The sequence below is a fragment of the Nonomuraea sp. NPDC050383 genome, assembly GCF_044459125.1.
GTDB lineage: Bacteria > Actinomycetota > Actinomycetes > Streptosporangiales > Streptosporangiaceae > Nonomuraea.
In genome coordinates this window covers 773,178-798,656 of the sequence record NZ_JBITIP010000001.1, presented here as the reverse complement: position 1 = coordinate 798,656, position 25,479 = coordinate 773,178, and the positions used below count along the sequence as shown (strand labels likewise).

Genomic DNA, 25,479 nt, shown 5'->3' with positions numbered 1-25,479 from the left:
CAACCGAAGGTTGACGTCTTCTTTAACGCTCTCCATGGGCATGAACGCGTGGACGTACGGATCTGGTGCGCGGGCGGCGGGTCGCCCGCGGCGAGAGGGTCAGCGCGGGGATGGCAGGACGGACAGCTCGCAGGCGTAGGCGTCGGCCGGTGCGCTCAGCGCCCAGACGATCATCGCGGCCAGCGTCTGCGGCCGGATGCACGCCTCGGGATCGTACGGGCGCCCGAAGGCGCTCCTGACCTCACCCAGCAGGTCGGTGGCCGTCGCCGCGGGATAGATCGTGGTGACGCGTATGCCGTGGACGGCCTCCTCCTCGCGCAGTGAATCGGCCAGTTCGCGCAGTGCCGCCTTGCTGGCGACGAACGCCGACCAGCGGGGGACGCCGGTCATCCCGGGTGAGGCGTTGACGAAGATCACATGTCCCCTGGACCGCCGCAACGCGGGCAGCGTCAGCCGGACCAGCTCGGCGGCGGAGGCCACGTTCACCGCCATCGTCCGCCGCCACGTCTCGGGGCCGGCCTCGGCGACGGCCTCGACGGGGGAGATCCCCGCGCAGTGCACCACCGCCCGCACGTCCGCCAGCTCGCCCGCCTCCTCCAGCGTGCCCACGGCGGCGGCCAGCGTTCCGGGTTCGGCCAGGTCCGCCTCGATCCCGCGCACGTCCAGCCGCCCGACGTCGCGCCCCACGGCGATCACCCGATGCCCGGCGCCCATGAGCGCGCCGACCAGCGCCGTCCCGATCCCTCCGGTGGCTCCGGTCACCAGCACAACTCCCACGGCGGCTCCCGTTCTTCGTGGTGCGACAGCTGATCATCGCCCTCGGGGGAGCGGTGCACAACCATCCGGGCTTCTCCTTGGACGAGCGGCACCCGTGACGGCGCACGAGCCGGCACGACCCACGGCGAAGATCGTCTTCCCGGATTGTGCCGCGTGCGACCCGGGTAGGGAAGCGGCAGGCGAAGTCCTGAGGGCCTGGCGATCACTACGCCCCGCGTTTGGTCTAGACCAGTGCCCGCGGATGTGGGCACAATGCGGTTCTGGCCGTGTGAAGCCCAACGGGAGGAACCCGTCATGCGTATTGGAGTGCTGACCGGGGGCGGCGACTGCCCTGGTCTCAACGCTGTCATCAGGGCCGTCGTCCGCAAGGGAGTCAGCGTCTACGGCCACGAGTTCGTCGGGTTCCGCGACGGCTGGCGCGGGCCCCTCGAAGGCGACACGATGCCGCTGGACATCCAGGCCGTGCGGGGCATCCTGCCGCGCGGCGGCACGATCCTCGGGTCCTCGCGCACCAACCCCATCAAGATCGAGGGCGGCGTCGACCGGATCAAGGAGAACCTGGCGTCGGGCGGCGTCGACGCGCTGATCGCCATCGGCGGCGAGGACACGCTGGGGGTCGCCCGGCAGCTGTTCGAGCGCGGCGTCAAGGTCGTGGGCGTGCCCAAGACCATCGACAACGACCTGTCCGGCACCGACTACACCTTCGGCTTCGACACGGCCGTCAACATCGCCACCGAGGCCATCGACCGGCTGCACACGACCGCCGAGTCCCACCACCGGGCGCTGATCTGCGAGGTCATGGGCCGCCACGCCGGATGGATCGCGCTGCACGCCGGCATGGCGGGCGGCGCCAACGTCATCCTCATCCCGGAGAAGCCGTTCGACATCGACCGGGTCTGCGAGTACGTCGAGTCCCGCTTCCGCACCCGCTACTCGCCCATCCTCGTGGTCGCCGAGGGCGCCCACCCGATCGAGGGACAGATGGCGCTCCAGGCCGGCGAGCTGGACGCGTTCGGCCACGTACGGCTGGGCGGCATCGGCGAGGTGCTGGCCAAGGAGATCGAGAAGCGCACCGGCAAGGAGGCCCGCACCACCGTGCTCGGCCACATCCAGCGCGGCGGCACGCCCACCGCGTTCGACCGGGTGCTGGCCACCCGGTTCGGGCTCCAGGCCATCGACGCGGCCCACGAGGGCGACCACGGCACGATGGTCGCGCTGCGCGGCACCGACATCGTCCGCGTCAGCCTCGACGAGGCCACCTCCGAGCTGAAGACCGTGCCGGTGGAGAGGTACGCCGAGGCCGAGGTCTTCTTCGGGTAGCGGCGCCCGGGCGGGCACGCGGGCCGGAAGCGACCTGTAAGCCGCCTGCAAGCGGCCGGCCGTACCTTCGGAGCCGAGGGGTCACCGACGATCCCCTTCGGGGTACGGCTTGCGCCGCGGCGAGTTGGCGGCCCACTACGCGACGCGAGCCGTACCCAGGAGACGCCCGCCCGGAAGGTCACGGGGGCGGCCACGGGCGGCGTCATCCACGGGGCGTGCCGAACAGATCTGGTTCCGGCGCGCCCCTTTCACGTCCCAGCATGCGGGCCTGGAACTCCCGCTCGGCGCGCACCTCCCCCTCCGACGGCGACAGCAGCACGGCCAGCAGCAGGCCCACGGTCACCACGCTGACGCCGACGACGAGCGGCACCAGGAAGTCGATCGGCTCGGTGCCCCCGACGGTCGTCCCGCCGGAGTGCACCTCCACGGCCATGGCGTACATGCCGGTGTAGTGCATGCCGGAGACGGCCGCACCCATGACCAGGGCCGCGCCGCCGGTACGCAGGGCGCCCCGGACGCGCAGCGAGAACCACAGCGCGGCCGTCGCCGCCGCGATCGCGATCGCCACCGACAGGACCACGGTGACGGGGTCGTAGGAGACGTGGCCGTCCAGGCGCATCCCGGTCATGCCCAGGTAGTGCATGCCGGCCACACCGAGGCCCGTCAGGACGCCGCCCGCGATCAGGTGCGAGCCCTGCCGATCACCCGCGACGACGCGCGAGCCCTGCTCGCCACCCGCGATCGGACGCGAGCCCTGCTCGCCGCCGCGGAAGACCAGGAACAGCCCCGCGCCCACCACCGCCACGGCGAGCAGCGCGGAGGCGGCGGTCAGCGGGACGTCGTAGTGGATCTCCGTGCCCTCCACGGCGAAGCCGATCATCGCGATGAAGTGCATGGTCCAGATCCCGGTGCCGCCGATGGCGAGCGCCGCGCCGGCCAGCCAGAACCGGCTCTCCCGCCCGCCGATCAGGCGCGCCCGCGACGCCAGCAGCAGGCCGAGCAGCGAGCCGACGCTGGACATGGCGTAGGCGAGAACGGGCGTGAGCAACCCGTACGAGAACTGGTCGATCGGCAACGTGAGCCCCCCTCGGCAATGCCTGGAGTATCGGGCTCGGCTCGACCGAAATCAACTACCTACGGCGAGATCGTGATCTCTTTCCGGAAGGCTGCTGCCGGGGGTCGGCGGCGGGCTCGGGCGATTGGTGCTGCCCGGCGGGCGTGCCGGGGAACGGGATGACGGGCGCGCCCTGTCCGGGCTCCGCGCGGGCGTCGGGATACGGACGGCCGGAGTAAGGGGCCTGCTGCGGTCCGGGGGTGAAGGAATCGGGCGTGGGGGAGCCGTGCGGGTGAGCCCCGGGAGCGTGGGCTCCGGGAGCGAAGGGCTGGTCGGGGACGGGCGCGGCGAACAGCGGGCCGCCCCGCTGGCGCCGGCCGGCGCCGGTGATGGGCGCGGCCTCGGCGAGCGGGGTGTCGGTGAGCTGCTGCCGGGTGCGCCTGCGCTGCTCCAGGCGGGCCGTCAGCTCCGCGTCCTCGTTCAGCTCCTGCTCCGAGGGCGACAGGATCACCATGAGCAGCATGGTCAGCGTGATCAGGCTGATCACGGTCATCAGGGGCACCAGGAAGTCGAGCGCGTCGGCGCCGCCCACCACGCCGGGCTCGGGGTCGACCGTGACCATGAGCGCGTACATGCCGGTGTAGTGCATGCCGGAGACGGCCACGCCCATGACCAGGGCCGCGCCGGCGATCCAGACGGGGCTCTGGACCCGCATGGTGAACCAGAGGGCGGCGGTGGCGGCCACCACGGCGATGACCACCGAGGCGGCGACGAACGTGCGGTCGTAGGAGACGTGCGCGGACATGTTCATCGCGTACATGCCGAGGTAGTGCATGCTCGCCACGCCGAGGCCGGTCAGCAGACCGCCGCCGAGCAGCGCGAGCACCCGGCCGCGGCCGTACGACACGAGGAACAGGCCGGTGCCGACGACCACGATCGCGACCAGCGCGGAGGCGGCGGTCAGGGGTACGTCGAACCTGATCTGGGTACCCTCGACCTGGAATCCCATCATCGCGATGAAGTGCATGACCCAGATGCCCGTGCCTCCGATGGAGACGGCCGCCCCGAGCAGCCAGCGCACCCGCGAGGCGCCGCGCGAGGCGCGAGCCTGAGCGGTCAGCCGCAGTCCGAGCATCGAGCCCATGCACGACATCACGTAGGCGAGGACCGGCGTGATGAGCCCATGGGTGAAGTGGTTAACAGCGGAAGACATACGGTGGAGTTCCTTGCAATAGGGGTCACCGGATTGTGCCAGTTGTCCTGTCCCATACGCATGGATAACCGGACTATCTGTCAAGTGGGCGTGTCGGGAACATGAGAAGTGCTCACAGCTGCCCGGGCGGAGCTGTGAGGCCGCGGGCGGACTAAACTCGATGGGTCGCGGCGTTGCCCGCGGCGCGCATCCCTGTCTTCCCCGGAGGTTCCACCATGACGATGTCCGCCCTGGGCGAGCCGTGCGTTCTGCTCAAGCTGGGCGAGATCGTCCTCAAGGGCAAGAATCGCGAGCTGTTCGAGCGGCGCCTGATCGCCAACATCCGCCACGCCCTCAAGGAGCTCGGCCTGGAGCTCGACGTGCGCAAGAGGCACGGCGTCATCGCGATCTTCCTGCCCGCGGGCTCGACCCCCGAGCAGGCCGAGACCGTGGCCCGGCGGGTCGCCGACGTCCCCGGGCTGGTCTGGATCCACCCCGCCTGGCGCGTCGCCAAGGACCCCGACACCGTCCTGAAGGCCGGCATCGAGCTCGTGCGCGACACCGACGAGGTCCGGCGCAAGGCGCCGTTCGCGGTCCGGTCCCGCCGCCGCGACAAGCGCTTCCCGCTGCGCTCCAACGAGCTCGACCGGCTCGTCGGCGGCGCCATCAACGACGAGTACGGCCTGCCGGTCGACCTGCGGCGCCCCGAGCTGACCGTGCACATCGAGGTCGACCGCGACGAGGTGTTCGTCTTCACCGGCGGGCTGCCCGGCCAGGGCGGGCTGCCGGTCGGCAGCAGCGGCCGGGCGCTCGTCCTCATGTCGGGCGGCATCGACTCGCCGGTGGCCGCCTACCGCATGATGCGGCGCGGCCTCCACGTCGACTTCCTGCACTTCTCCGGCATCCCGTTCACCACCTCGGAGTCGATCTACAAGGCGTACGCGCTGGTGCGCAAGCTCGACCGCTTCCAGGGCCAGTCGCGGCTGTGGGTGGTGCCGTTCGGCAAGGCGCAGCAGTCGATCCGCACCTCCGGCCAGGACCGGCTCGCGGTGATCACCCAGCGGCGGCTCATGCTCAAGACCGCCGAGGAGGTCGCCCACCGCATCCGCGCCGCGGCGCTGATCACCGGCGACGCGCTCGGCCAGGTCTCCTCCCAGACGCTGACCAACATCACCGCCCAGGACCACGCCGTCGAGCTGCCGATCCTGCGCCCGCTGGTCGGCTGGGACAAGACCGAGATCATGGCCGAGGCCCGGCGCATCGGCACGCTGGAGATCTCCGAGCTGCCCGACGAGGACTGCTGCAGCCTCCTCGCCCCCAAGCGGGCCGAGACCCGCGCCAAGATCGAGGACCTCAAGCAGATCGAGAAGCGCCTCGACGCCGAGGAGCTGGCCGTCCAGCTCGCCGACTCCATCCAGGAGTACACCCTGTAGAGCCCGTGCGGGGCGGTACGGCGGCGGGCTCGTGGCCGGGCCGCCGTACCACGGCAGGTCGCTCGTGGCGGGACGGGCACATCTACGGGCACATCCGCGGGCGCGTCAGACGGTCAGCGCCGCCGCGGCGGTCTTGCCGAGCAGCGGCGGCAGGTCACGCATCACCGTGGCCAGCTCGTCCAGGTCGCCGTCCACCAGCGCCTGCGGGCCGTCGCACAGCGCCAGCTCCGGCTGCGGGTGCACGTCGATGATCACACCGTCGGCGCCCACGGCCACGGCCGCGCGGGTCAGCGGCAGCACCAGGTCACGCCGCCCGCCCGAGTGCGACGGGTCCACGATCACCGGCAGGTGCGACAGGCGCTGCGCGACCGGCACCGCCGAGATGTCCAGCGTGTTGCGGGTGGCGGTCTCGAACGTCCTGACGCCCCGCTCGCACAGCACGATGTCCAGGTTGCCGCGCTGCGCGATGTACTCGGCGGCCATCAGCCACTCCTCGATCGTGGCGTTCATGCCGCGCTTGAGCATGACCGGCCGGCCCGCCGCGCCGACCGCCTGGAGCAGCGCGAAGTTCTGCGCGTTGCGGGTGCCGACCTGGAGCATGTCGGCGTACGAGGCGACGAGCGCCACGTCGTGGGCGTCGACCACCTCGGTCACGATCGGCAGGCCCGTCTCCTCCCGCACGTCGGCCAGGATGCGCAGCCCCTGCTCGCCCAGTCCCTGGAAGGCGTACGGCGACGTGCGCGGCTTGTAGGCGCCGCCGCGCAGCAGCGTCGCGCCCGCCGCCTGGGCCATCCGGGCCGCCCCCAGCGTCTGCTCGGGCGTCTCCACCGCGCACGGGCCCGCGATCAGCGTCACGGTGCCGGGCCCGATCGGCACGCCGCCCACGTGGACGGTCGAACGCTCGGGATGGTTCTCCCTGCTCACCAGCTTGTACGGGGTCGACACGCGCATCACGTCCCGCACGCCGTCCATGCCGCGCAGCCCCGCGGCGTCGAGCTGGGCCACGTCGCCCACCAGGCCGACGATCGTGCGCTGCACGCCCCTGCTCACGAACGCCTCGACCCCGGCCGCCGTGGCGACCGCCACGATCGACTCGACGTCCTCACGCGTGGCCTCCTGGCCCATCACGATCACCATCTGTGCCTCCTTGAAGCGATACCTCTGGAAGAGAAGTTCGGGAAGGGAAAAGGGTCCGGACAACGCGAAAGGCCCCGGGTCCTGACGGACCCGGGGCCTTTCGTTCGCCTGTCTGCTAGCGCAGCGTCAGATGGCGAACGGACTCGGGTCCGTCGCCATACCAAAACTGGATCGCGGTGCGCATAGTCCCGTCATAGTAGCGCACCGCCGGGGAACACGTATCGCACCCGGACGCGGATCCCCCGCGGCCCGGGTGGGAGGATGGCTCCGGACCACGACACCGTGCGAGGGGAGTGCCCGTGGAGCAGTCGCGCCTGCCGCCAGGCCAGTACGTGCCGCGCGGCCGGCCCGTGATCCACTACGGCAGGGTGCCCGCCTTCAAGCCGGAGAGCTGGGACTTCCGCGTTTTCGGCGCGACCGCCTCCGGAGAGGAGCACTGCGTCACCTGGCCCGAGTTCGAGCGGCTGCCCCGCAGCAGCGTGCTGGCCGACCTCCACTGCGTCACCAAGTGGTCGATCATGGGCAGCGAGTGGCGCGGTGTGAGCCCGGCCGCCATCCTGGAGGCCGCGCCGCCCGACCCCCGGGTGCGGCACGTGATGATCTGGGCCGAGTACGGCTACAGCGCCAACATCCGGATGTCCGACTTCACGGCCGCCGACACGCTGTTCGCGCTGGAGCTCGACGGCAAGCCCCTCGTCGCGGAGCACGGTCTCCCGGTGCGCCTCGTGGTGCCCCACCTGTACGCGTGGAAGAGCGTCAAATGGGTGCGGGCCGTGGAGTACCTGTTAGAGGACCGGCGGGGCTTCTGGGAGGACCGGGGCTACCACAACATCGCCGACCCGTGGGGCGAGCAGCGTTACTCGTATCAGGAGGAGCCGGGCGAAGGGCCCGAGTAACTCTTGATCGGGGCAAACCAGGAGCGGATCTGGCTCTTTGTGGCCAAATCTTTACTGTGGGTTTGCGTATCGCTTGTGACCTTGGCGTTCTTGCGTCAGCGTAGATGCCATGCTGCGTCTCCTGGCCGTTGACGACGAACTGCCCGCACTGGAGGAGCTGGCATACCTGCTCCGCCAGGACGCGCGGGTCGAGCAGGTGCTGACCGCGTCCGACGGCGTCGCTGCCCTCCAGGACATGGTCCAGATGATCGGGGCGGGCGACCGGCTCGACGGGGTGTTCCTCGACATCGAGATGCCCGGCCTGAGCGGGCTCGACCTGGCCCGCCTGGTCGGCGGCTTCCCGAGCCCGCCCAAGCTCGTCTTCGTCACCGCCCACGAGCGGTGCGCGGTGCAGGCGTTCGAGCTGGAGGCCGTCGACTACCTCCTCAAGCCCGTCCGCGCCGAGCGCCTGTCGGAGGCCGTCCGCCGGCTCCAGGCCGCCGCCGGTCCGGCGGCCGAGCCCGGCCACGAGGACGTGATCCCGGTCGAGCTGGGCGGGCGGACCCGCTTCGTGCCGCAGCAGTCGATCTGGTTCGCCGAGGCCAAGGGCGACTACGTGCGGCTGCACACGGTCGACGGGAGCTACCTCGTCCGCATGTCGCTGGCCGCGCTGGAGCGGCGCTGGGCCGAGGCGGGCTTCATCCGGGTCCACCGCAGCACGCTCGTGTCGGCGCGGCACGTGAGCGAGATGCGCTTCGAGGGCGGCAGGGTGACCCTGACCGTCGGCACGGAGATCCTCAGGGTCAGCCGCCGCCACAGCCGGCAGGTCCGCGAGGCGCTCGTCCACCAGCACAGGGGCGCCTGCACCTGATCCCCGGCCCCCTCGTTACGGTCCCCGGACCTTGGAGGCTCGGGGCAGCCCCCAGGGGGCGTGAGGGGCACGCTCGCGCGGGGGCCAGGCGGGTGTGAAAGCCGTGCGCGCCCTGCCCGCGTGCCTGCCCCCTCCCGCCTGACCAGGTTCTGTGACGCGCGGTGGTTTCCGCTGGTCACAGCGGGGTAGTCGGGGCCTGTCTCGCCGTCCTCGGGTGTCCGCGCTCCGTTCACCCGCCGTTCACACCCCTCGCGCCGGCGCGCGAGCCCCTTGGGAGACCGCTCGTCGCGCCGGAATGACCGTTCGTCCGACGGCGACGCTCCGTATGGCGATGACTACAGACCGTTCATCGAGCTGTGCGGAAACCGGGTGTCGGCCGGAAGATCGCGACCGTAGTGTTTCGGCATCGGACCAGCCACCCCGGCGCATCGGGGGACGAGCCGGGGGGGCTCACCGCACGCCTGATGCGCCGGATCCGCCGGTGACCGCCCAGGTCACCACGGCCGCCGGGCCCCTGCCGGGGGGTAGGGCCCGTCCGCCGGCCACGTGTAGGGGCGCCCGCCAGGGCCGCGAGCCTCTGGCCGCGATCCGCCAATCGGGGGCGCTGGATCGCGCCAGCGGGCGCCCCACACGAGCCTTCCTCCCCGGAAGGGCCGGCTCAGATCTGGTCGCGCAGGCTCTTCAACAGGTCGAGGTCGGCGCGGTGCTGGTCGGCCTTGCCGGGCGTCTCGATGCAGATGGGCACGCCCGCCACCGCCGGATGACGCATCAGCGCGCCGAACGGCGCGCTGCCGATCAGGCCGGCCCCGATGTTCTCGTGGCGGTCCTTCTTGGAGCCGCACGCGTCCTTGGAGTCGTTGGCGTGGATGAGCCTGAGCCGTCCCTCCGCCACCTTGTGCAGCGTGTCGAACGTCTCCCGCAGCTCCTCCTCGCTCGTGAGGTCGTGGCCGGCGGCGAAGGCGTGGCAGGTGTCGAGGCAGACCCCGGCCCGGGGGTGCCAGTCGAGGGCCGCGAGGTAGGGCTCCACGTCCTCGACCGTCGCGCACAGCATCGCGCCCTGCCCGGCCATCGGCTCCAGCAGCACGTCGGGCCCGCCGTCGGGGATCTCTTCGAGCAGCGGCAGCAGGTGCTCGTGGAGCTGGCGCATCGCGTCGTCGCGCGGCTGCGTCACGGCCGAGCCGGTGTGGACCACGACCCCCTTGGCGCCGATCTCGGCGCCGCGCCGCAGCGTGTGGCGCAGGACCGCGACCGAGTTGGCGAGCGTCTCGGGGCTGGGCGAGCCGAAGTTGACGAGGTACGGCACGTGGACGAAGGTCTCGACGCCCGACTCGGCGAGCTTGGCGTCCTCGTCGGGCCTGCCTTCGGCGAGCGCCCAGCCGCGCGGGTTGGTGACGAACACCTGGATCATCTCGGCGCCGATCTCGGCCATGTAGGCGAGGCCGCCCTTGGCCAGGCCGCCGGAGACGAAGACGTGTGCGCCGATGAGAGAGCGTGAGGTCATGATGCTCTCAGTTTAGGAGGCGCCGCCGACCGTTCCCGCCGCGCACGCGCCTTGGAGCATGCCACGAAAAGACCTGGCCAACGGGGTGCGCGGTTCGGAGTTCTCGGGGATGGACCGGGAATGACGGGCATGTGTGTACTGCTGGCATGCCCGAGACGCTCACCGCCCTGGAGCGGTTCAACGCGGCGGCGGACGCCGAGGCGGAGCGGGAACTGCTGTCCTGCTGCGCCTCCCGCGCGTTCGCCACCGCCGTCGCGGCCGGCCGGCCGTACGAGGACCCGGAACGGCTCGCGGGCGCAGCCGAGGCGGCCGTGCGCGGCCTGGACTGGCCGGACGTGCTGGAGGCGCTGGCCGCCCACCCGCGCATCGGCGAGCGCCCGTCGGGCGCCGCCCGCGAGGCCGCCTGGTCGCGCCGGGAGCAGGCGGGCGTGGAGGACCGGACGCGGCGGGAGCTGGCCGAGGGCAACCGCGCCTACGAGGACCGGTTCGGCCACGTCTACCTGGTCTGCGCCGCCGGCCTGACGGGGACCCAGATGCTGGCGAGGCTGCGCGAGCGCCTGGGCAACGACGAGGCCGCCGAGCGGGCCGTCGTCCGCCACGAGCTGGCCGAGATCACCCGGCTGCGCGTCGGCAGGCTCCTCGGGGAGGCACAGTGAGCCGGGGTGAGAGGCCGTGAGCTTCTCGACGCACGTCCTCGACGCGGTGAGCGGCCGTCCCGCCGCCGGCGTCCTCGTACGGCTGGAGCACGACGGCGGGGTGCTGGCCGAGGGCCGCACCGACGAGGACGGCCGGATCGCCGGCTGGACGCCCGGCCCCGGCGTCAACCGCGTCGTCTTCGACACCGGCGGCTACCTGGCCGAGACCTTCTACCCGGAGGTCGTCGTCGCCTTCACCGTCACCGACCCCTCGGCGCACCACCACGTGCCGCTGCTGCTCAGCCCGTACGCGTACTCCACCTACCGAGGGAGCTAGATGGCGATCATCCTGGGGCCCAACCGCTACGGCAAGGCGGAGACCAGGCTCGTACGCGTCACGAGGGACGGAGCGACCCACCACCTCAAGGACGTCAACGTCAGCACCTCCTTGTCGGGCGACATGGAGGCCGTGCACCTGACCGGCGACAACACCGCCGTGCTGCCCACCGACACGCAGAAGAACACCGTGTACGCCCTGGCCAGGAAGCACGGCGTGGACCAGGTCGAGGACTTCGCGCTGCTGCTGGCCCGCCACTTCACCACCGCGCAGCAGGCGATCCGCCACGCCCGCGTGGAGGTCGAGGAGTACGCCTGGGACCGGATCCCCGTCACCGGCCACTCGTTCGTGCGCCGGGGCGGCGAGGTACGCACCTGCGTCGTCCACCACGACCGCGACGGCCGGGCCACCGTCGTGTCGGGGCTGACGGACCTCGTCGTCCTCAACACCACCGGCTCGGAGTTCCACGGCTACGCCGTCGACGAGTACACGACCCTCCCGCCCGCCACCGACCGCGTGCTCGCCACCGCCGTCACCGCCCGGTGGCGGCACGCCGGCGACACCCCCTCCTACGGCGACTCGTACGAGCGGGTGCGGTCCTGCCTGCTGGAGGCGTTCGCCGGCACGCACAGCCTGTCGCTCCAGCAGACCCTGTACGCCATGGGGGAGCGGGCCCTGTCGGAGTGCCCCGAGATCTGCGAGATCAGGCTCGCGCTGCCGAACCGGCACCACTTCGCCGTGGACCTGTCGCCGTTCGGCCTCGACAACGACAACGAGGTGTTCCACGCCGCCGACCGCCCCTACGGCCTCATCGAGGGGACCGTGCTGCGGGACGACGCGCCCGAGCCCGGATTCGCCTGGGAGTGACGGTTGGGAGTGACGATGGACTTCTTGCGCCCCACGACGTGGGAGGAGGCGCTGGCCGCCAAGGCGGACCGGCCCGAGGCGCTGCCCCTCCAGGGCGGCACCGACGTGATGGTGGAGATCAACTTCGGCGTGCGCAGGCCCGAGGCGCTGCTGGACCTCACCCGGGTGGCGGAGCTGCGGGAGTGGTCCGTGGCGGACGGCGTGTGCCGGCTCGGCGCGGGCGTGCCGTACACGACCGTGGTCGAGGAGCTGGGCGGCGTGCTGCCGGGCCTGGCGCAGGCGTCGCGGACCGTCGGCTCGCCGCAGATCCGCAACCGCGGGACGGTCGGCGGCAACCTCGGCGCGGCCTCGCCCGCCGGCGACAGCCACCCGCCGCTGCTGGCCGCGGGCGCCGTCGTCGAGGTGGAGTCGCGCGACCGGGGAGTCAGGATGATCCCGGCCCACGCCTTCTACCTGGGCGTGAAGCGGCCGGCGCTGGAGCCGGACGAGCTGATCCGGGCCGTGCGCGCCGGCGTCGCCGCCGGGCCGCAGTACTTCTCCAAGGTCGGCACCCGGAACGCCATGGTCATCGCGGTCTGCTCGTTCGCCCTGGCGCTGCACCCGGCGCGGCGGCGGGCCGGCACCGGCATCGGCTCGGCCGGGCCCACGCCGCTGCGCGCGACGGAGGCCGAGGACTTCCTGGCCCGCGAGCTCGACTGGGACGCGCCGCCCGGCGCGCCGCTCGGCGCGGGGCTGCTGCGGCGCTTCGGCGAGCTGTGCTCGGCCGCCGCCTCGCCGATCGACGACGTGCGCGGCACCGCCGCCTACCGCAGGCACGCCGTCGCCGTGATGGCCCGGCGGACGCTGACCTGGGCCTGGGACGACCACGTGGGAAGGAGGGCCGCCTGATGCGCGTCACGCTCACCGTCAATGGCCGCGAGGAGACCGCCGACGACGTCTGGGAGGGCGAGAGCCTCCTGTACGTGCTGCGCGAGCGGCTGGGGCTGCCCGGCTCCAAGAACGCCTGCGAGCAGGGCGAGTGCGGCTCCTGCACCGTGTACCTCGACGGCACGCCGGTCTGCGCCTGCCTGGTCGCCGCCGGGCAGGCCGACGGCCGCCGCGTGCGGACCGTCGAGGGCCTGGCCGCGGCCGGCCGGCTGGACCCCGTCCAGGAGGCGTTCGTGGAGTGCGGCGCCGTCCAGTGCGGCTTCTGCACGCCCGGCCTGATCGTGCAGGCGCACGACCTGCTGAGCCGCGTCGAGCGGCCCTCCGACGCGGAGATCCGCGAGGCGCTGGCGGGCAACCTGTGCCGCTGCACCGGCTACGAGAAGATCCTCGACGCCGTACGCCTCGCCGCCGGCCGCAGGGCGACGGCCGGCTCGCCACAGGGGGAGGGAGGCGCTTGAGCGCGCTGCTCATCGAGAACGCGTACGTGGCGCCCGTCGCCGGGCCCGAGATCCGCCGCGGGTACGTCCTCGTCGAGGGCGACCGGATCGCCGCCCTCGGCCCCATGAGCGAGGTCCCCGGGGCGGGCGGCGCGGAGCGGATCGACGGCACCGGCTGCCTGGTGACGCCCGGCCTCGTCAACACCCACCACCACCTGTACCAGTGGGCCTCCCAGGGACTGGCCCAGGACGCGACGCTGTTCGAGTGGCTGGTGACGCTCTACCCCGTGTGGGCGGCCATGGACGCCGAGGTGGTCCACGGCGCGGCGACGGCGGGGCTCGGCCACCTCGCGCTGTCCGGGTGCACGACCTCCAGCGATCATCACTACCTCTTCCCCCGGGGCCGCGGCGACCTGCTGGCGGCCGAGATCGAGGCCGCCCGCGCGGTGGGCCTGCGCTTCCACCCCGCGCGCGGCTCCATGGACCGCGGCCGGTCACGGGGCGGGCTGCCGCCGGACGAGGTGGTCGAGCCGCTGGACGCCATCCTCGACGCCACCGCCGAGGCCGTGGACACCTACCACGACCCGTCGTTCTCCTCGAAGCTGCGGATCGCGGTGGCGCCGTGCTCGCCGTTCTCGGTCAGCTCCGACCTCATGACCGCGGCGGCGGCGCTGGCCAGGTCCAAGGGCGTGCGCCTGCACACCCACCTGGCCGAGACGCTCGACGAGGAGGAGCTCTGCCTGGAGCAGACGGGCGTGCGGCCGGTCGATCACATGGAGAAGCTCGGCTGGCTCGGCGAGGACGTGTGGGTGGCGCACGCCGTCCACCTGAGCGACGCCGACATCGACCGGTTCGCCGCGACCGGCACCGGCTCCGCGCACTGCCCGTCGTCCAACGGCCGGCTCGGCGCGGGCGTCGCCCGGGTGTCCGAGATGCTGCGGCGCGGCGCGAACGTGGGCCTCGGCGTCGACGGCAGCGCCTCCGCCGAGCTGACCGGCCTGGCGGGGGAGATGCGGCAGGCCCTGCTGTTCCAGCGGGCGCTGAACGGGCCCACCGCGCTGACCGCCCGCCAGGCGCTGGAGCTGGCCACCCTGGGCGGGGCCCGCAACCTCGGCCGCGGTCACGAGCTCGGCACCCTGGAGCCCGGCAAGCTGGCCGACGTGGCGCTGTGGCGGGTGGACGGGCCGTTCGCCTCGGCGGTGGAGGACCCGGTGTGTGCGCTGGTCCTCGCCACCGCGCAGCCGCCGCTGGCCCGCCTGCTCGTGGGCGGCGAGACGGTCGTGGAGGACGGCGAGCTGCGGACCGTGCCCCACGACACGGCGGGGGAGGCGGGCGCCCGGGCGCACCGCCGGCTGACCCGGCTGGCGCGGGAACGGGGCGTCCCGGTCACCCCGGAGCCGCGACGCGACCCTTGACGCCGTCAGCCGGGAAGGTCCGGCCCCCGCCCGCGCCTTGATCCGTAGGCTGGGGGCATGCCGACCCGTCCGAACGCGCACGACGTCACCTTCGCGAGCGGCGAGGTGACGCTGGCCGGCTCCTTGGCGGTCCCCGGCACGGCGGCGGGCGGCGCGGGCGTGGTGATGGTCGGCGGGTCAGGCCCGACCGACCGGGACAACGACACCTACTTCCCCCCGATCCGCCGGCACCTCGTCGAGGCCGGCATCGCGGTGCTGTCCTACGACAAGCGCGGCGTCGGCGCGTCGTCCGGCGACTGGCGCGACGCGACCGTCGACGACCTGGCCGCCGACGCCGCGGCCGCGCTGGACTTCCTGCGTACGCGACCCGGCGTGCGCGCCGACGCGGTGGGACTGTTCGGGCACAGCGAGGGCGGCTGGGTCGTCCTGCGCGCCGCCACGGCCCGCGACGACCTGCCCTGGGTGGTCACCAACAGCGGCCCCGCGACGACTCCGGCGGTCCAGGAACGCCACGCGCTGCTCAACCGCCTGCGCCGGACCGGCGCGGCCCCCCAGGACGCCGACACGGCGCTGGCCCTGTACGACGCCCTCGTGGACGCGGGACGCCGCGGCGCCGGCTTCGCCGCGGCGGCACGGCTCGTGGAGGCGGGCGGCGGGCCGTCGACGCTCGGCGACCACTGGGCCGGGATGGACGAGCGCCTCTGGGGGTTCCTCAGCCGCAAGCAGGACCACGACCCCCTCCCGGACGTCCACCGCCTGCGCTGCCCCCACCTCGCGCTCTTCGGCGGCGCCGACGAGCTGGTCCCGGTGGCCGACAGCGTCCGCCTGCTCGCCGGCGCGGCCTGCCGTCCCGGCCGCCATCCCCGCGCGACGCTGACCGTGGAGGTGTTCCCCGGCGCCGACCACCGTGTCCGTACGGACGGCGGCGCCCGCCCGGCCCCCCGCCACCTCGACGCCCTCACCCGGTGGATCGGGGACCGGACGCCCACCGGCGCCTCCGCCTCCACCCGCCGCGGCCGCTGACCCGTCGCCGGCTCACCGGGAACCCCCGCCGGGCGGCGGCGGGGGAAGTGTGATGATGAGTCCCACGCCGGCACGCCGCCGCTCCGACCGCTCGACCGGCCGGGCGGGGTGGGAGGGCCGGGCAACGTTCGTCGTCGCGTGGGAGTTCGCAGTGGTTGAGCACGTGCTTGTCGCCCCGGACAAGTTCAAGGGTTCGCTGACGGCCGCGGAGGTCGCCGCCAGGGTGTCGGCCGGACTGGGCGTCCCGGTGGTGGAGCTGCCGGTGGCCGACGGCGGCGACGGCACGGTGGACGCGGTGGTGGCCTGTGGCTTCACCCGGGTCACGCTGGAGGTGACCGGCCCTACCGGCCTGCCCGTACGGGCCTCCTACGCCTGGCACCCCACCGGGACGCCCTCCGGCGCCGGGGAGGGCGGGGTCCCGACCGCCGTGATCGAGCTGGCCGAGGCGTCCGGGCTGCGCCGGCTGCCCGGCGGCCGCGAACCCCTGACCGCCACCAGCCACGGCACGGGCGAGCTCGTCGCCGACGCCGTGGCCCGGGGCGCCCGGCGGATCGTGCTGGGCCTGGGCGGCAGCGCGTCCACCGACGGCGGGGCGGGCATGGCGCGGGCCCTCGGCGCGCGGTTCCTCGACGCGGACGGCAAGGAGCTGGAGCCCGGCGGGGCGGCGCTCACCGGGCTCGACCGCATCGACATCAGCGACTTCGCCGACCTCTCGGGCATCGAGTTCGTGGTGGCCAGTGACGTCGACAACCCCCTCCTCGGCCCGCACGGCGCCGCGGCCGTCTACGCCCCGCAGAAGGGCGCCGACCCGGCGCAGGTCAAGGTGCTGGAGGCCGCTCTGACCAGGCTTGCCGCCGTGGCCACCAGGACGCACGGGCTCGTGGGCGCGGTCGAGCACGACGACCGGCCGCGGCCCATGGGCGTCGCGGGCGCGCCCGGCGCGGGGGCGGCCGGCGGGGTGGGCTTCGCCGCCCTGGCGTTCCTGGGGGCGGAGATCCGCCCCGGCATCGAGTACCTGCTCGACCTGCTGGGGTTCGGTGAGCTGGTGAAGGGCGCCCGGCTGGTGGTCACCGGGGAGGGATCGCTGGACGAGCAGTCGCTGCGGGGCAAGGCCCCCGTCGGTGTCGCTCAGGCGGCGGCCAGGGCGGGCGTGCCCGTGGTGGCCGTCTGCGGGCGCCGCACGCTGTCCGACGCCGACCTGAAGGCGGCGGGCATCGAGGCCGCGTACGCGCTCACCGACCTGGAGCCCGACCCCGAGCGCTGCATGACGGACGCCGCCGCCCTCCTCGAACGCCTGGCGGCCCGCCTGGCCGCCGACCGCCTCTGACTCCCGGCGCATGCGGCACGCGATGGAGGGACGGGGGAAGGAGACGGTCATGGACGAGCTGGTGGTGCGGTCGCGGAGGGTGGTCACCCCCGAAGGCGTGCGGCCCGCCGCCGTCGCCGTGCGCGGGGGGAGGATCACGGCGCTGCACGCGTACGCCGCCCCCGTCGAGGCCGCCGAGGACGTCGACCTGCGCGACCTGCCCCTCCTGCCGGGCCTGGTCGACACCCACGTCCACGTCAACGAGCCGGGCCGCGCCCACTGGGAGGGGTTCGCGTCGGCGACCCGGGCGGCGGCGGCCGGAGGCGTCACCACGATCGTGGACATGCCGCTCAACTCCATCCCGCCCACCGTCAGCCCCGACGCCCTGGACGCGAAGCTGCGCGCCGCCGAGGGCCGCTGCCACGTGGACACCGGCTTCTGGGGCGGCGCCGTCCCGGGCAACGTGGAGCAGCTCCGGCCGCTGCACGAGCGCGGGGTGCGCGGGTTCAAGTGCTTCCTGTCGCCCTCCGGGGTGGACGAGTTCCCGCCGCTCGGCCCCGGCGAGGCACGGCGGGCGATGGTCGAGATCGCCGGGTTCGGCGGGCTCCTGGTGGTGCACGCCGAGGACGCGGCGCTGCTGGCCGAGCCCGCCGGACCCACGTACCGGGACTTCCTGGAGTCGCGGCCCGGCGCGGCCGAGCGGAGCGCCGTGGAGCAGGTGATCCGGCTGGCCGAGGAGACCGGCGCGCGGGTGCACGTGCTGCACGTCTCCAGCGCCGCCTGCCTCGAACCCCTGGAGGCCGCCCGGGCGCGGGGCGTGCCGGTCACCGCCGAGACCTGCCCCCACTACCTCACGCTCACGGCCGAGCAGGTGCCGGAGGGCGACACGAGCTTCAAGTGCTGCCCGCCGATCCGCGACGGGGCCAACCGCGACCTGCTCTGGGACGGCCTGGCGCGCGGCGTGCTCGACTGCGTCGTCTCCGACCACTCGCCGTCCACCGCCGACCTCAAGGTGCCCGACTTCGCCGCCGCCTGGGGCGGCGTCGCCTCCCTCCAGCTCGGGCTGTCCGCCGTCTGGACGGAGGCGGCCCGCAGGGGGTACGGGCTGGCGGACGTGGCCCGCTGGATGTCCACCCATCCAGCCGCAATAGCCGAAATTTCGCGAAAAGGCGCGATAAAGCCGGGCAATGACGCCGACCTGGTGGCCTTCGACCCCGACGCACCGAACCTCGTGGACGCCGGCCGCCTCCACCACCGCAATCCCGTCACCCCGTACCACGGCCGCACCCTGAAGGGCGTGGTGCTCACCACGTGGCTCCGGGGCCGGCCCGTCGACGGAGAGCCGTACGGGACCTTCCTGCTGGGAGAGAAGTAATGATGTCGCAGCGGCCCACCGCCGGCTTCACCACGCTGCCCGACCTGGCGCTGCGCACGCTGGGCGGCTCGGTCGTCGCCGCCAGCGACGAGTCGTTCGCCGAGAAGGAGAGCCTGATCCGGCCCGGCCGGCCGGCGTTCAGGCCGGAGACGTTCGGCGGCCGGGGCCAGGTGTACGACGGGTGGGAGACGCGGCGGCGGCGCGAGCCGGGGCACGACTGGGCGATCGTCCGGCTCGGGCTGCCCGGCGCCGTCCGGGGCGTGGTCATCGACACGGCCTGGTTCACCGGCAACCACCCGACCCACGCGTCGGTCGAGGCGGCGGCCGTGGACGGACACCCGTCGCCCGCCGAACTGGCCGGCGCCCGCTGGGTGGAGATCGTGCCCCGGCTGCCGCTGCGCGGCGACGCCGAGCACCCGGTGGAGGTGGCCGACGACGGCCGCTACACGCACGTGCGGCTGAACATGTTCCCCGACGGCGGCATCGCCCGGCTGCGCGTCCACGGCGAGGCGCGCCCCGACCTGTCGGTGTACGACGGCCTGAGCCTCGACCTGGCGGCGCTGCAGAACGGCGGCCGGGTCACCGCCTGCTCCAACGCGTACTACTCCGCCCCCGACAACGTCATCGCCCCCGGCCTGGCCCGCCACCAGGCGGAGGGCTGGGAGACCGCCCGCCGCCGCGAGGAGGGCAACGAGTGGCTGGTCATCCGGCTGGCCGGGCGGGGCGTCGTCAGGCTCGCCGAGATCGACACCACGAACCTGATCTTCAACGCGCCCGCCGCCGTGACGCTCACCGGCCTCGACGGGGACCGCGAGGTCGCGCTGCTGCCCCGGACGCGGCTGCAGCCGGACACGCCGCACCGCTTCCGCCTCGGCCACGCCGATCCGGTGACGCACGTGCGGGTCGACATCCACCCCGACGGCGGCCTGGCCCGCGTGCGCCTGCACGGTCACCTCACGGGCTGAGCGGCCGGCCCCCGGACCGGTGTCCCCCGCGCGGGGACGTCAGTGCCAGAGGGTGACCTCGGAGCCCGGCGGGCGCTCGCTGTTGGGCAGGGGCTGCTGGAAGCGGACGACCCCGCTGCCGCGCCCCAGCTTGCGGACCTTGACCCTCCAGCCGAGCTGCTGGAGCTCCTGGCGGGCGTCGTTGATGTTCTTGCCCATCACCTGCGGGATCATCTGGAACTGCTGGTCCTCGCGGGCCTCGTTGTCGCCCCTGCGGAACCACTCGCCGATGTCGGTCTGGCAGCGCGCCACCGTGACCATCGCCACCGCGCCCCGGTCCACCTCGGCGTCGGCCTTGGGCGCCTGGGCGATGACCGTGCACGGCTCGGCGTCGTCGTCCACCTCGTTGACCTGCACCTGGAAGCCCTGCTCCTGCAGGTAGGCGGCGGCCTGGTCCTTGGGCATGTGGCTGACGTCCGGCATGGTCAGCCCGGCGCTCACGTAGATGGAGACCTTCGAGCCTTCCTTGAGCTTCTCGCCCACCAGCGGCGAGGTGCGGATCACCGTGTTGCGGGCCACGTCGGGGCTGGCCAGCCGGCGGACGCTGCCGACCGTGAGGCCCGCCTTGGCGATGGTGGCGCGGGCGTCGTCGGCGGACATGCCCGCCACCTTGGGCACCAGCACCAGCTTGGGACCGAGGGAGGGCACCAGGGTGACGGTCGCGCCGGCCAGGACCTGCTGCCCGGTCACGGGGTCGATGCGGAGCACCAGGCCCTCGTTCACCTTGTCGTTGTACTCGCCCGGCGCCAGGCGCACCTTGAAGCCGCCGGAGGTGAGCTTCTGCTCCACGATCGAGACGTCCTTGCCGACCAGGTCGGCGGGCACGGCCACGTACTGGGGACGGGAGACGTACCAGGCGGTCAGCCCGATCGCCGCCACCATGACGACGGCCAGGCCGATGATGATCCAGCTCGGCCGGAACCCGCGGCGCCGCCCGCCCGCGTGCTCGGCCGGCCCCTCGATCCGGGGCTGCACGACCGTGGGGTTGGGGCCGGCCGCCCCGCCGGGCGGGACCTGCGGCATGGCCAGCGTCATCGCGGGCGACCCGGGAGGCAGGCCCGGCTGTGAGGCGGGCTGCGGGCCGTAGCCGCCGGCCGCCGGGCCGGTGGGCCGGGCGCCGCTCTGGGGCCCGGTGCGAGCCCCTGTGTGCGCCCCTGTGCGGGGTCCCGGGGGCAAGGGGTGGGCGCCGGACGACGGCTGTGCCGTGGGCGCCGCCAGCGGCCCCGAGGGGGCGTACGAGCCGGTGCCCGGCATCGAGTGCTGCGCCGGGGAGTGGGAGATGCCCGGCGCGGTCAGCCGGGGAAGCTGGCGATGCACCTCGACGGCCGCCACCAGCATCGCGGTCGCGTCCGCGGGCCGGGCGTCCGGCTCGCGCGCCGTGGCGTGCGCCACCAGCGCGTCGACCACCGGAGGCACGTCGGGGGTCAGCGACGACGGTGCCGGGACGGTGTCGTGCACGTGGCGGTAGGCCACGGACATGGGCGTCTCGCCGTCGTACGGCTGCCGGCCGGTCACCAGCTCGAACAGCATGATCCCGGCCGCGTAGACGTCGGTGCGGACGTCGGCGCGGCCGGTGGTCACCTGCTCGGGCGACATGTAGCCGATCGTGCCGATCATCACGCCGGTACGGGTCTGGTTGGTCGCCTCGATGGCGCGGGCCAGCCCGAAGTCCACGACCTTGACCCGGCCGTCGGCCGTCATCAGGACGTTCTCCGGCTTGACGTCGCGGTGGACCATGCCCGCCTGGTGGGCCGCGCCCAGCGCCGCGAGCACCGGGATCAGGATCTCCAGCGCCTCGCGGGCGGGCAGCCTGTCCCGCTCGTGCAGGACTTCGCGCAGCGTCCGGCCCGGCACGTACTCCATCGACAGGTAGACGACGTCGCCGTCGGTGCCCTGGTCGAAGACGTGCACCACGTTGGGGTGGGAGAGGCTGGCCACGGACTTGGCCTCGCCGATGAAGCGCCGCACGAACGCCGGGTCCTCGGCGAGCGAGCGGTGCATGACCTTCAGCGCGACCGTGCGGTCGAGCCGGACGTCCAGGGCGAGGTAGACGGTCGCCATGCCGCCCCGCGCGATCCGGGACTCGATGCGGTAGCGCCCATCGAGGAGTCGCCCGACCAGGGGGTCCGCCGTCGTCGTGTCCACGCCGCCGAGTTTACGGGCGTTTGGCCACCGGCAGGGTGCGACCACCCGAAACGATGCGGAGCCGTGGCCCCTGCCGCGCCCTCTCTTGACCTCCCGGGCCACTCCGGGACCAGGGGATCCACCGGCTCACGGGGGCCCCGCGGGCCCCGGCGTGACGCCGGAGCCGGCTTGACCCGATCCGTGGGGCCCAGCTCACCGGGTCACGGGTTCATGGGTCATGGGTTCATGGGTTCATGGGGGAGGACGCCTCGGCGTAGCGGCGGCGCGGGATGCGCCCGGCCTGGCGGGCCAGCCGCCCGGCCTGGACCGCGCCCCGCATGGCCGCCGCCATCAGGTCGGGTCGCTGCGCGCGGGTGACCGCCGTCGCCAGCAGCACGGCGTCGCAGCCCAGCTCCATCGCCAGCGCGGCGTCGCTGGCCGTGCCGATGCCCGCGTCGAGGATCACCGGCACGGAGGCCGCCTCCACGATGAGCTCGATGTTGTGCGGGTTGCGGATGCCGAGGCCGGAGCCGATGGGCGCGCCGAGCGGCATGACGGCCGCGCAGCCGGCCTGCTCCAGGCGGCGCGCCAGCGCCGGGTCGTCCCCGATGTACGGCAGCACCACGAAGCCCTCGGCCACCAGCCGCTCGGCCGCGTCGAACGTCTCGATCGGGTCCGGCAGCAGTGTCTGCTCGTCGGCGATGACCTCAAGCTTGACCCAGTTCGTCCCGAGGGCCTCGCGGGCCAGCCTGGCCGTCAGCACGGCCTCGCCCGCGGTGAAGCAGCCCGCGGTGTTGGGCAGCACCTTGATGCCGCGCACGCGCAGCACGTCGAGGACCGAGCCGCGGGCCGACGGGTCGAGCCGCCGCATCGCGACCGTGGTCAGCTCGGTGCCGGAGGCGGCGAGGGCCTGGTCCAGCACCTCCAGCGAGGGCGCGCCGCCGGTGCCCATGATGAGCCGGGAGGAGAACTTCTCCCCGGCGATGATCAGGTCATCCACCCTGCACCGCCGTGAGCACCTCGACGCGGTCGCTGTCGCCGAGCGCCGTGGTGTCCCACGAGCCGCGCGTCACGACCTCGTCGTTCAGGGCCACCGCCACACCGGTGGTGGCGGTGGTCAGGATCCGTACGGCCTGCGCCACGGTGGTGCCGTCGGGCACCTCGCGCTGGCTGCCGTTGATCGTCACTCTCATCCCATCTCCTCGGAGCCGGAGTTGCCGTCGTAGGGGCCGGAGGGCCTGTCGTGAGCGCCGGGGGCCGGCTGGTGGCGGGCCGGGGAGCAGAGGGCCGCCGACTCGGGCTCCTCGCCCAGGAGGATCGCCGTCGTGAGCGGCGCCAGGAGCACCCCGCCGCGGTGGTGCCCGGTCGCCAGCGTCAGCCCCGGGACGCCGGCCGGGCCGATGAGCGGCAGGTTGTCCGGGGTGCCGGGACGCAGGCCCGCCACCACCTCGGCCACCTCCAGCTCGGTCACGCCGGGCACCAGCTCCCGGGCGTCGCGCAGCAGCTCGTACACGCCGCCGGCCGTCACGCGCGTGTCGAACCCCATCTCCTCCTGCGTGGCGCCCACCACGAGCTCGCCGTCGCCTCGCGGCACCAGGTAGACGGGGGCGCCGTGGACCATGCCGCGCACGCACCGGCCCAGCAGCGGCTCGGGGGAGCGCAGCCGCATGATCTGGCCCTTGACCGGCCGGATCGGGAGGTCGTACAGCTCGCCGCTCCACGCTCCGGCGGCCAGGATCACCCCGTCGGCCCGGATCTCGGACGGCAGGTCCCCGCCGCCCGCCGGAGAGTCCAGCCGTACGCCCACGACCGCCGGACCGCGCCCGGAGCCGTCACCAGGGCCGCCGGGGGCACGCAGGAGCTCGGACACCCGGGCCCGCACCACGGGGACGCCCAGCCGCTCCAGGGCGGCCAGCAGGGCGGCTGTGACGCGGCGCGGGTCCACCCACGCGTCGCCCGGCGCCAGCAGCCCGCCCCGGACCGACGGGGCCAGCATCGGCTCCAGGCGGCGGCACTCCCGGCCCGTCAGCCGCTCCACCGGCAGCCCCAGCTTGTCCATGAACCCGGCCAGCTCGTCGAGCGCCGCCAGGTCGTCCGCGCCGAACGCCACGTCCAGGGTGCCGTCGGCACGGAAGTCCAGCCCGTACGACGGGACCGGTCCCGACCGCGCCGGGGACGACGGGACGGGGCCCGACCGCGAAGGGGACGACGGCACGGGACGGGCGCCGCCGAAGGGCCCGGGTGGGCGGGACGGGGCCAGGACGCCCGGCGGCAGGCCGGCGTCCTCGGCCAGCTCGGCGGCGAACGACGGCCAGCGGCGCAGCGACGCCACCCCCAGCCGCAGCAGCGGCTCCTCCGTGTAGGCGACCTCGCTGACGGGCGCCAGCATGCCGGCGGCCGCGTGCGAGGCCCCGGAGGCCGGGGCCGGGTCCACCACGGTGACGGGCCGCCCCGCCCGCGACAGCCGCCAGGCGATCGACAGCCCGACGATCCCGCCGCCCACGACCAGCTCCATGCGCGCTCCCTTCGCCGGCATGATCCGGATCAGGTGGATTGCGGTCGAAGGCCCGGTCAAGCCTTCCTCTCAGCCCGGTCACGGCCGGACTCCCGCGCGTCTTGCCCCTCCAGCCTACGGCCTCGGTGCGGAGCGCAGGCGGCGGCCCCGTTATGGTCTTGACCGTGAACCGTGTCGTGGTGGCAGGAGCGGGCCTGGCCGGCGTGCGCAGCATCGAGGCCCTGCGGGCGAGGGGGTTCGGCGGCGAGATCACCCTCCTGGGACAGGAACGGCACCGCCCGTACGACCGGCCGCCCCTGTCGAAGGCGGTGCTGCTGGGCACCAGCGACTCCAGCTTCGTCGACTCCGACCTCGCGACGCTGGAGGTGGACTTCCGCCCCGGTGTCAGCGCCACCGGCCTTCGTCCGGGCGTCGTCGAGACCGGCGAGGGGGAGCTGCCGTACGACGGGCTGGTCATCGCGACCGGCGCCGAGCCGATCACGCTGCCCGGCGACGGGCCGCAGCACGTGCTGCGCACCCTCGACGACGCGCTGGAGCTGCGCGCCCGGCTGGTCCGCGGCGCCCGCGTCGCCGTGGTCGGCGCCGGCTGGATCGGCGCCGAGGTGGCCACGGCCGCCCGCCGCGCGGGCTGCGAGGTGACCGTGATCGAGGCGGGACCCGCGCCGCTCTTCCACGCCGTCGGGGCCGGGATCGGCGCCCGCACCACCGGCTGGTACGAGGGCGTCGACCTGCGGCTGGACACCATGGTCGCGTCGGTGGACGAGGGCGGGGTGCGGCTGGTGGACGGCGAGTTCGTCGAGGCGCACGTGGTCGTCTCCGGCATCGGGGTCCGCCCGGCCGTCGAGTGGCTGGCGGGCGCCGACATCGACCTGCACAACGGCGTCGTCACCGACGAGCACCTGCGCGCCTCCCTGCCGGGCGTGGTCGCGGTGGGCGACTGCGCCGCCTGGTGGTCGCGCCGCTACGGCACGCGCCTGCGGGTGGAGCACTGGGACACCGCGCTCGGCGCGCCCGAGGTCGCCGCGGCCACCCTGCTGGGCGAGGAGGCCGTCTACGACCCGGTGCCGTACTTCTGGTCCGAGCAGTTCGGCCACATGGTCCAGTACGCGGGCCACCATCCGGCCGGCGACCGCCTCCTGTACCGGGGCGACCCGGAGGGCAAGTGGTCGGCCTGCTGGCTGACCGGCGACGGCGCGCTGGCCGCGGTGCTCGCCGTGGACCGGCCCCGCGACCTCGTCCAGGGCCGCCGCATCATCGAGGCGGGACACCGGATGGACCCGGAACGCCTGGTAGATCCCGATGTCCCTCTACGGGATTGTGTTGTTTGAGCAAGCGCGCCATGTGGTAGTTGTGG

Annotated in this window: 24 protein-coding genes and 1 riboswitch; of the genes, 15 read left to right on the top strand and 9 right to left on the bottom strand. The window is 73.9% G+C overall.

The features are described from left to right. Positions 1 to 99: 99 nt before the first annotated feature. Positions 100 to 777: an SDR family NAD(P)-dependent oxidoreductase gene (locus tag ACIBG4_RS03550; protein WP_397200490.1), complete on the bottom strand. Its 678-nt coding sequence runs from the start codon at positions 775 to 777 to the stop codon at positions 100 to 102. A gap of 294 nt (positions 778 to 1,071) precedes the next feature. On the opposite strand from ACIBG4_RS03550, the gene ACIBG4_RS03545 reads away from it, so the two are divergent. Beyond that, on the top strand, positions 1,072 to 2,097 hold the full coding sequence (locus ACIBG4_RS03545) for a 6-phosphofructokinase (RefSeq protein WP_310714226.1): 1,026 nt from the start codon (positions 1,072 to 1,074) through the stop codon (positions 2,095 to 2,097). Between the two features lie 202 nt (positions 2,098 to 2,299). Here the strand turns inward: ACIBG4_RS03545 and ACIBG4_RS03540 are convergent, their stop codons facing one another. Further along, a complete protein-coding gene (locus tag ACIBG4_RS03540) occupies positions 2,300 to 3,172 on the bottom strand; it encodes an MHYT domain-containing protein (protein WP_397200489.1) in 873 nt (290 codons plus the stop codon). A gap of 55 nt (positions 3,173 to 3,227) precedes the next feature. Continuing rightward, on the bottom strand, positions 3,228 to 4,364 hold the full coding sequence (locus ACIBG4_RS03535) for an MHYT domain-containing protein (protein WP_397200488.1): 1,137 nt from the start codon (positions 4,362 to 4,364) through the stop codon (positions 3,228 to 3,230). Between the two features lie 215 nt (positions 4,365 to 4,579). On the opposite strand from ACIBG4_RS03535, the gene thiI reads away from it, so the two are divergent. Then, the gene (gene thiI, locus ACIBG4_RS03530) at positions 4,580 to 5,776 is read left to right on the top strand and encodes a tRNA uracil 4-sulfurtransferase ThiI (RefSeq protein ID WP_310714232.1); all 1,197 of its coding nucleotides are present in this window, start codon (positions 4,580 to 4,582) and stop codon (positions 5,774 to 5,776) included. A gap of 105 nt (positions 5,777 to 5,881) precedes the next feature. Here thiI and aroF read toward each other — a convergent pair whose 3' ends face one another. Beyond that, positions 5,882 to 6,913, bottom strand: coding sequence for a 3-deoxy-7-phosphoheptulonate synthase (aroF, locus tag ACIBG4_RS03525; RefSeq protein ID WP_310714233.1), 1,032 nt, complete (start codon positions 6,911 to 6,913; stop codon positions 5,882 to 5,884). A gap of 299 nt (positions 6,914 to 7,212) precedes the next feature. Here aroF and ACIBG4_RS03520 point away from each other — a divergent pair, with 299 nt between their 5' ends. Next, entirely contained in the window at positions 7,213 to 7,809 is a 597-nt protein-coding gene (locus tag ACIBG4_RS03520) for a molybdopterin-dependent oxidoreductase (RefSeq protein WP_310714235.1), read from the top strand. Between the two features lie 109 nt (positions 7,810 to 7,918). Beyond that, complete coding sequence (locus ACIBG4_RS03515) at positions 7,919 to 8,659, top strand: LytTR family DNA-binding domain-containing protein (RefSeq protein WP_310714238.1); 741 nt, start codon at positions 7,919 to 7,921, stop codon at positions 8,657 to 8,659. Between the two features lie 658 nt (positions 8,660 to 9,317). Here ACIBG4_RS03515 and ACIBG4_RS03510 read toward each other — a convergent pair. Further along, complete coding sequence (locus ACIBG4_RS03510) at positions 9,318 to 10,160, bottom strand: deoxyribonuclease IV (protein ID WP_397200487.1); 843 nt, start codon at positions 10,158 to 10,160, stop codon at positions 9,318 to 9,320. Positions 10,161 to 10,306: 146 nt separating this feature from the next. Here ACIBG4_RS03510 and uraD point away from each other — a divergent pair, with 146 nt between their 5' ends. Genes uraD through alc form a run of 10 tightly spaced genes read left to right on the top strand, consistent with a single transcriptional unit; the run spans position 10,307 to position 19,447 of the window. Further along, on the top strand, positions 10,307 to 10,816 hold the full coding sequence (gene uraD, locus ACIBG4_RS03505) for a 2-oxo-4-hydroxy-4-carboxy-5-ureidoimidazoline decarboxylase (protein WP_397200486.1): 510 nt from the start codon (positions 10,307 to 10,309) through the stop codon (positions 10,814 to 10,816). A 16-nt stretch (positions 10,817 to 10,832) separates the two neighbouring features. Next, positions 10,833 to 11,132 carry a hydroxyisourate hydrolase gene (gene uraH / locus ACIBG4_RS03500; protein ID WP_397200485.1) on the top strand — a complete coding sequence of 100 codons (300 nt, stop codon included), beginning with the start codon at positions 10,833 to 10,835 and terminating at the stop codon, positions 11,130 to 11,132. Further along, positions 11,133 to 11,999 (top strand): factor-independent urate hydroxylase, encoded by an 867-nt coding sequence (pucL, locus tag ACIBG4_RS03495; protein WP_397200484.1) that lies wholly within the window; start codon positions 11,133 to 11,135, stop codon positions 11,997 to 11,999. Between the two features lie 15 nt (positions 12,000 to 12,014). After that, positions 12,015 to 12,887: an FAD binding domain-containing protein gene (locus ACIBG4_RS03490; RefSeq protein WP_397200483.1), complete on the top strand. Its 873-nt coding sequence runs from the start codon at positions 12,015 to 12,017 to the stop codon at positions 12,885 to 12,887. Continuing rightward, complete coding sequence (locus ACIBG4_RS03485; RefSeq protein WP_397200482.1) at positions 12,887 to 13,384, top strand: (2Fe-2S)-binding protein; 498 nt, start codon at positions 12,887 to 12,889, stop codon at positions 13,382 to 13,384. Before ACIBG4_RS03490 ends, ACIBG4_RS03485 begins: the two co-directional genes overlap by 1 nt. Continuing rightward, positions 13,381 to 14,778 (top strand): 8-oxoguanine deaminase, encoded by a 1,398-nt coding sequence (locus tag ACIBG4_RS03480; protein WP_397200481.1) that lies wholly within the window; start codon positions 13,381 to 13,383, stop codon positions 14,776 to 14,778. The genes ACIBG4_RS03485 and ACIBG4_RS03480 overlap by 4 nt, the downstream gene beginning before the upstream one ends. A 57-nt stretch (positions 14,779 to 14,835) precedes the next feature. Further along, on the top strand, positions 14,836 to 15,801 hold the full coding sequence (locus tag ACIBG4_RS03475; RefSeq protein ID WP_397200479.1) for an alpha/beta hydrolase family protein: 966 nt from the start codon (positions 14,836 to 14,838) through the stop codon (positions 15,799 to 15,801). A gap of 52 nt (positions 15,802 to 15,853) precedes the next feature. Next, positions 15,854 to 17,128 carry a glycerate kinase gene (locus ACIBG4_RS03470; RefSeq protein ID WP_397200478.1) on the top strand — a complete coding sequence of 425 codons (1,275 nt, stop codon included), beginning with the start codon at positions 15,854 to 15,856 and terminating at the stop codon, positions 17,126 to 17,128. A 49-nt stretch (positions 17,129 to 17,177) separates the two neighbouring features. Next, on the top strand, positions 17,178 to 18,482 hold the full coding sequence (gene allB, locus ACIBG4_RS03465; RefSeq protein WP_397200477.1) for an allantoinase AllB: 1,305 nt from the start codon (positions 17,178 to 17,180) through the stop codon (positions 18,480 to 18,482). Continuing rightward, positions 18,482 to 19,447, top strand: coding sequence for an allantoicase (alc, locus tag ACIBG4_RS03460; protein ID WP_397200476.1), 966 nt, complete (start codon positions 18,482 to 18,484; stop codon positions 19,445 to 19,447). Before allB ends, alc begins: the two co-directional genes overlap by 1 nt. Positions 19,448 to 19,486: 39 nt before the next feature. On the opposite strand, the gene ACIBG4_RS03455 is transcribed toward alc, so the two are convergent. The 4 genes from ACIBG4_RS03455 to ACIBG4_RS03440 form a co-directional block, all read right to left on the bottom strand. Then, a complete protein-coding gene (locus ACIBG4_RS03455; RefSeq protein WP_397200475.1) occupies positions 19,487 to 21,631 on the bottom strand; it encodes a PASTA domain-containing protein in 2,145 nt (714 codons plus the stop codon). Between the two features lie 223 nt (positions 21,632 to 21,854). Continuing rightward, entirely contained in the window at positions 21,855 to 22,610 is a 756-nt protein-coding gene (locus ACIBG4_RS03450; protein WP_397200474.1) for a thiazole synthase, read from the bottom strand. After that, positions 22,603 to 22,803 (bottom strand): sulfur carrier protein ThiS, encoded by a 201-nt coding sequence (thiS, locus tag ACIBG4_RS03445; protein WP_310714264.1) that lies wholly within the window; start codon positions 22,801 to 22,803, stop codon positions 22,603 to 22,605. The genes ACIBG4_RS03450 and thiS overlap by 8 nt, the downstream gene beginning before the upstream one ends. Continuing rightward, positions 22,800 to 24,125, bottom strand: coding sequence for an FAD-dependent oxidoreductase (locus ACIBG4_RS03440; protein ID WP_397200473.1), 1,326 nt, complete (start codon positions 24,123 to 24,125; stop codon positions 22,800 to 22,802). The genes thiS and ACIBG4_RS03440 overlap by 4 nt, the downstream gene beginning before the upstream one ends. Then, a riboswitch (TPP riboswitch) is annotated at positions 24,115 to 24,231 on the bottom strand. Its footprint overlaps the gene before it by 11 nt. A gap of 58 nt (positions 24,232 to 24,289) precedes the next feature. On the opposite strand from ACIBG4_RS03440, the gene ACIBG4_RS03435 reads away from it, so the two are divergent. Next, positions 24,290 to 25,453 carry an NAD(P)/FAD-dependent oxidoreductase gene (locus ACIBG4_RS03435; RefSeq protein ID WP_397200471.1) on the top strand — a complete coding sequence of 388 codons (1,164 nt, stop codon included), beginning with the start codon at positions 24,290 to 24,292 and terminating at the stop codon, positions 25,451 to 25,453. Positions 25,454 to 25,479: the final 26 nt, after the last annotated feature.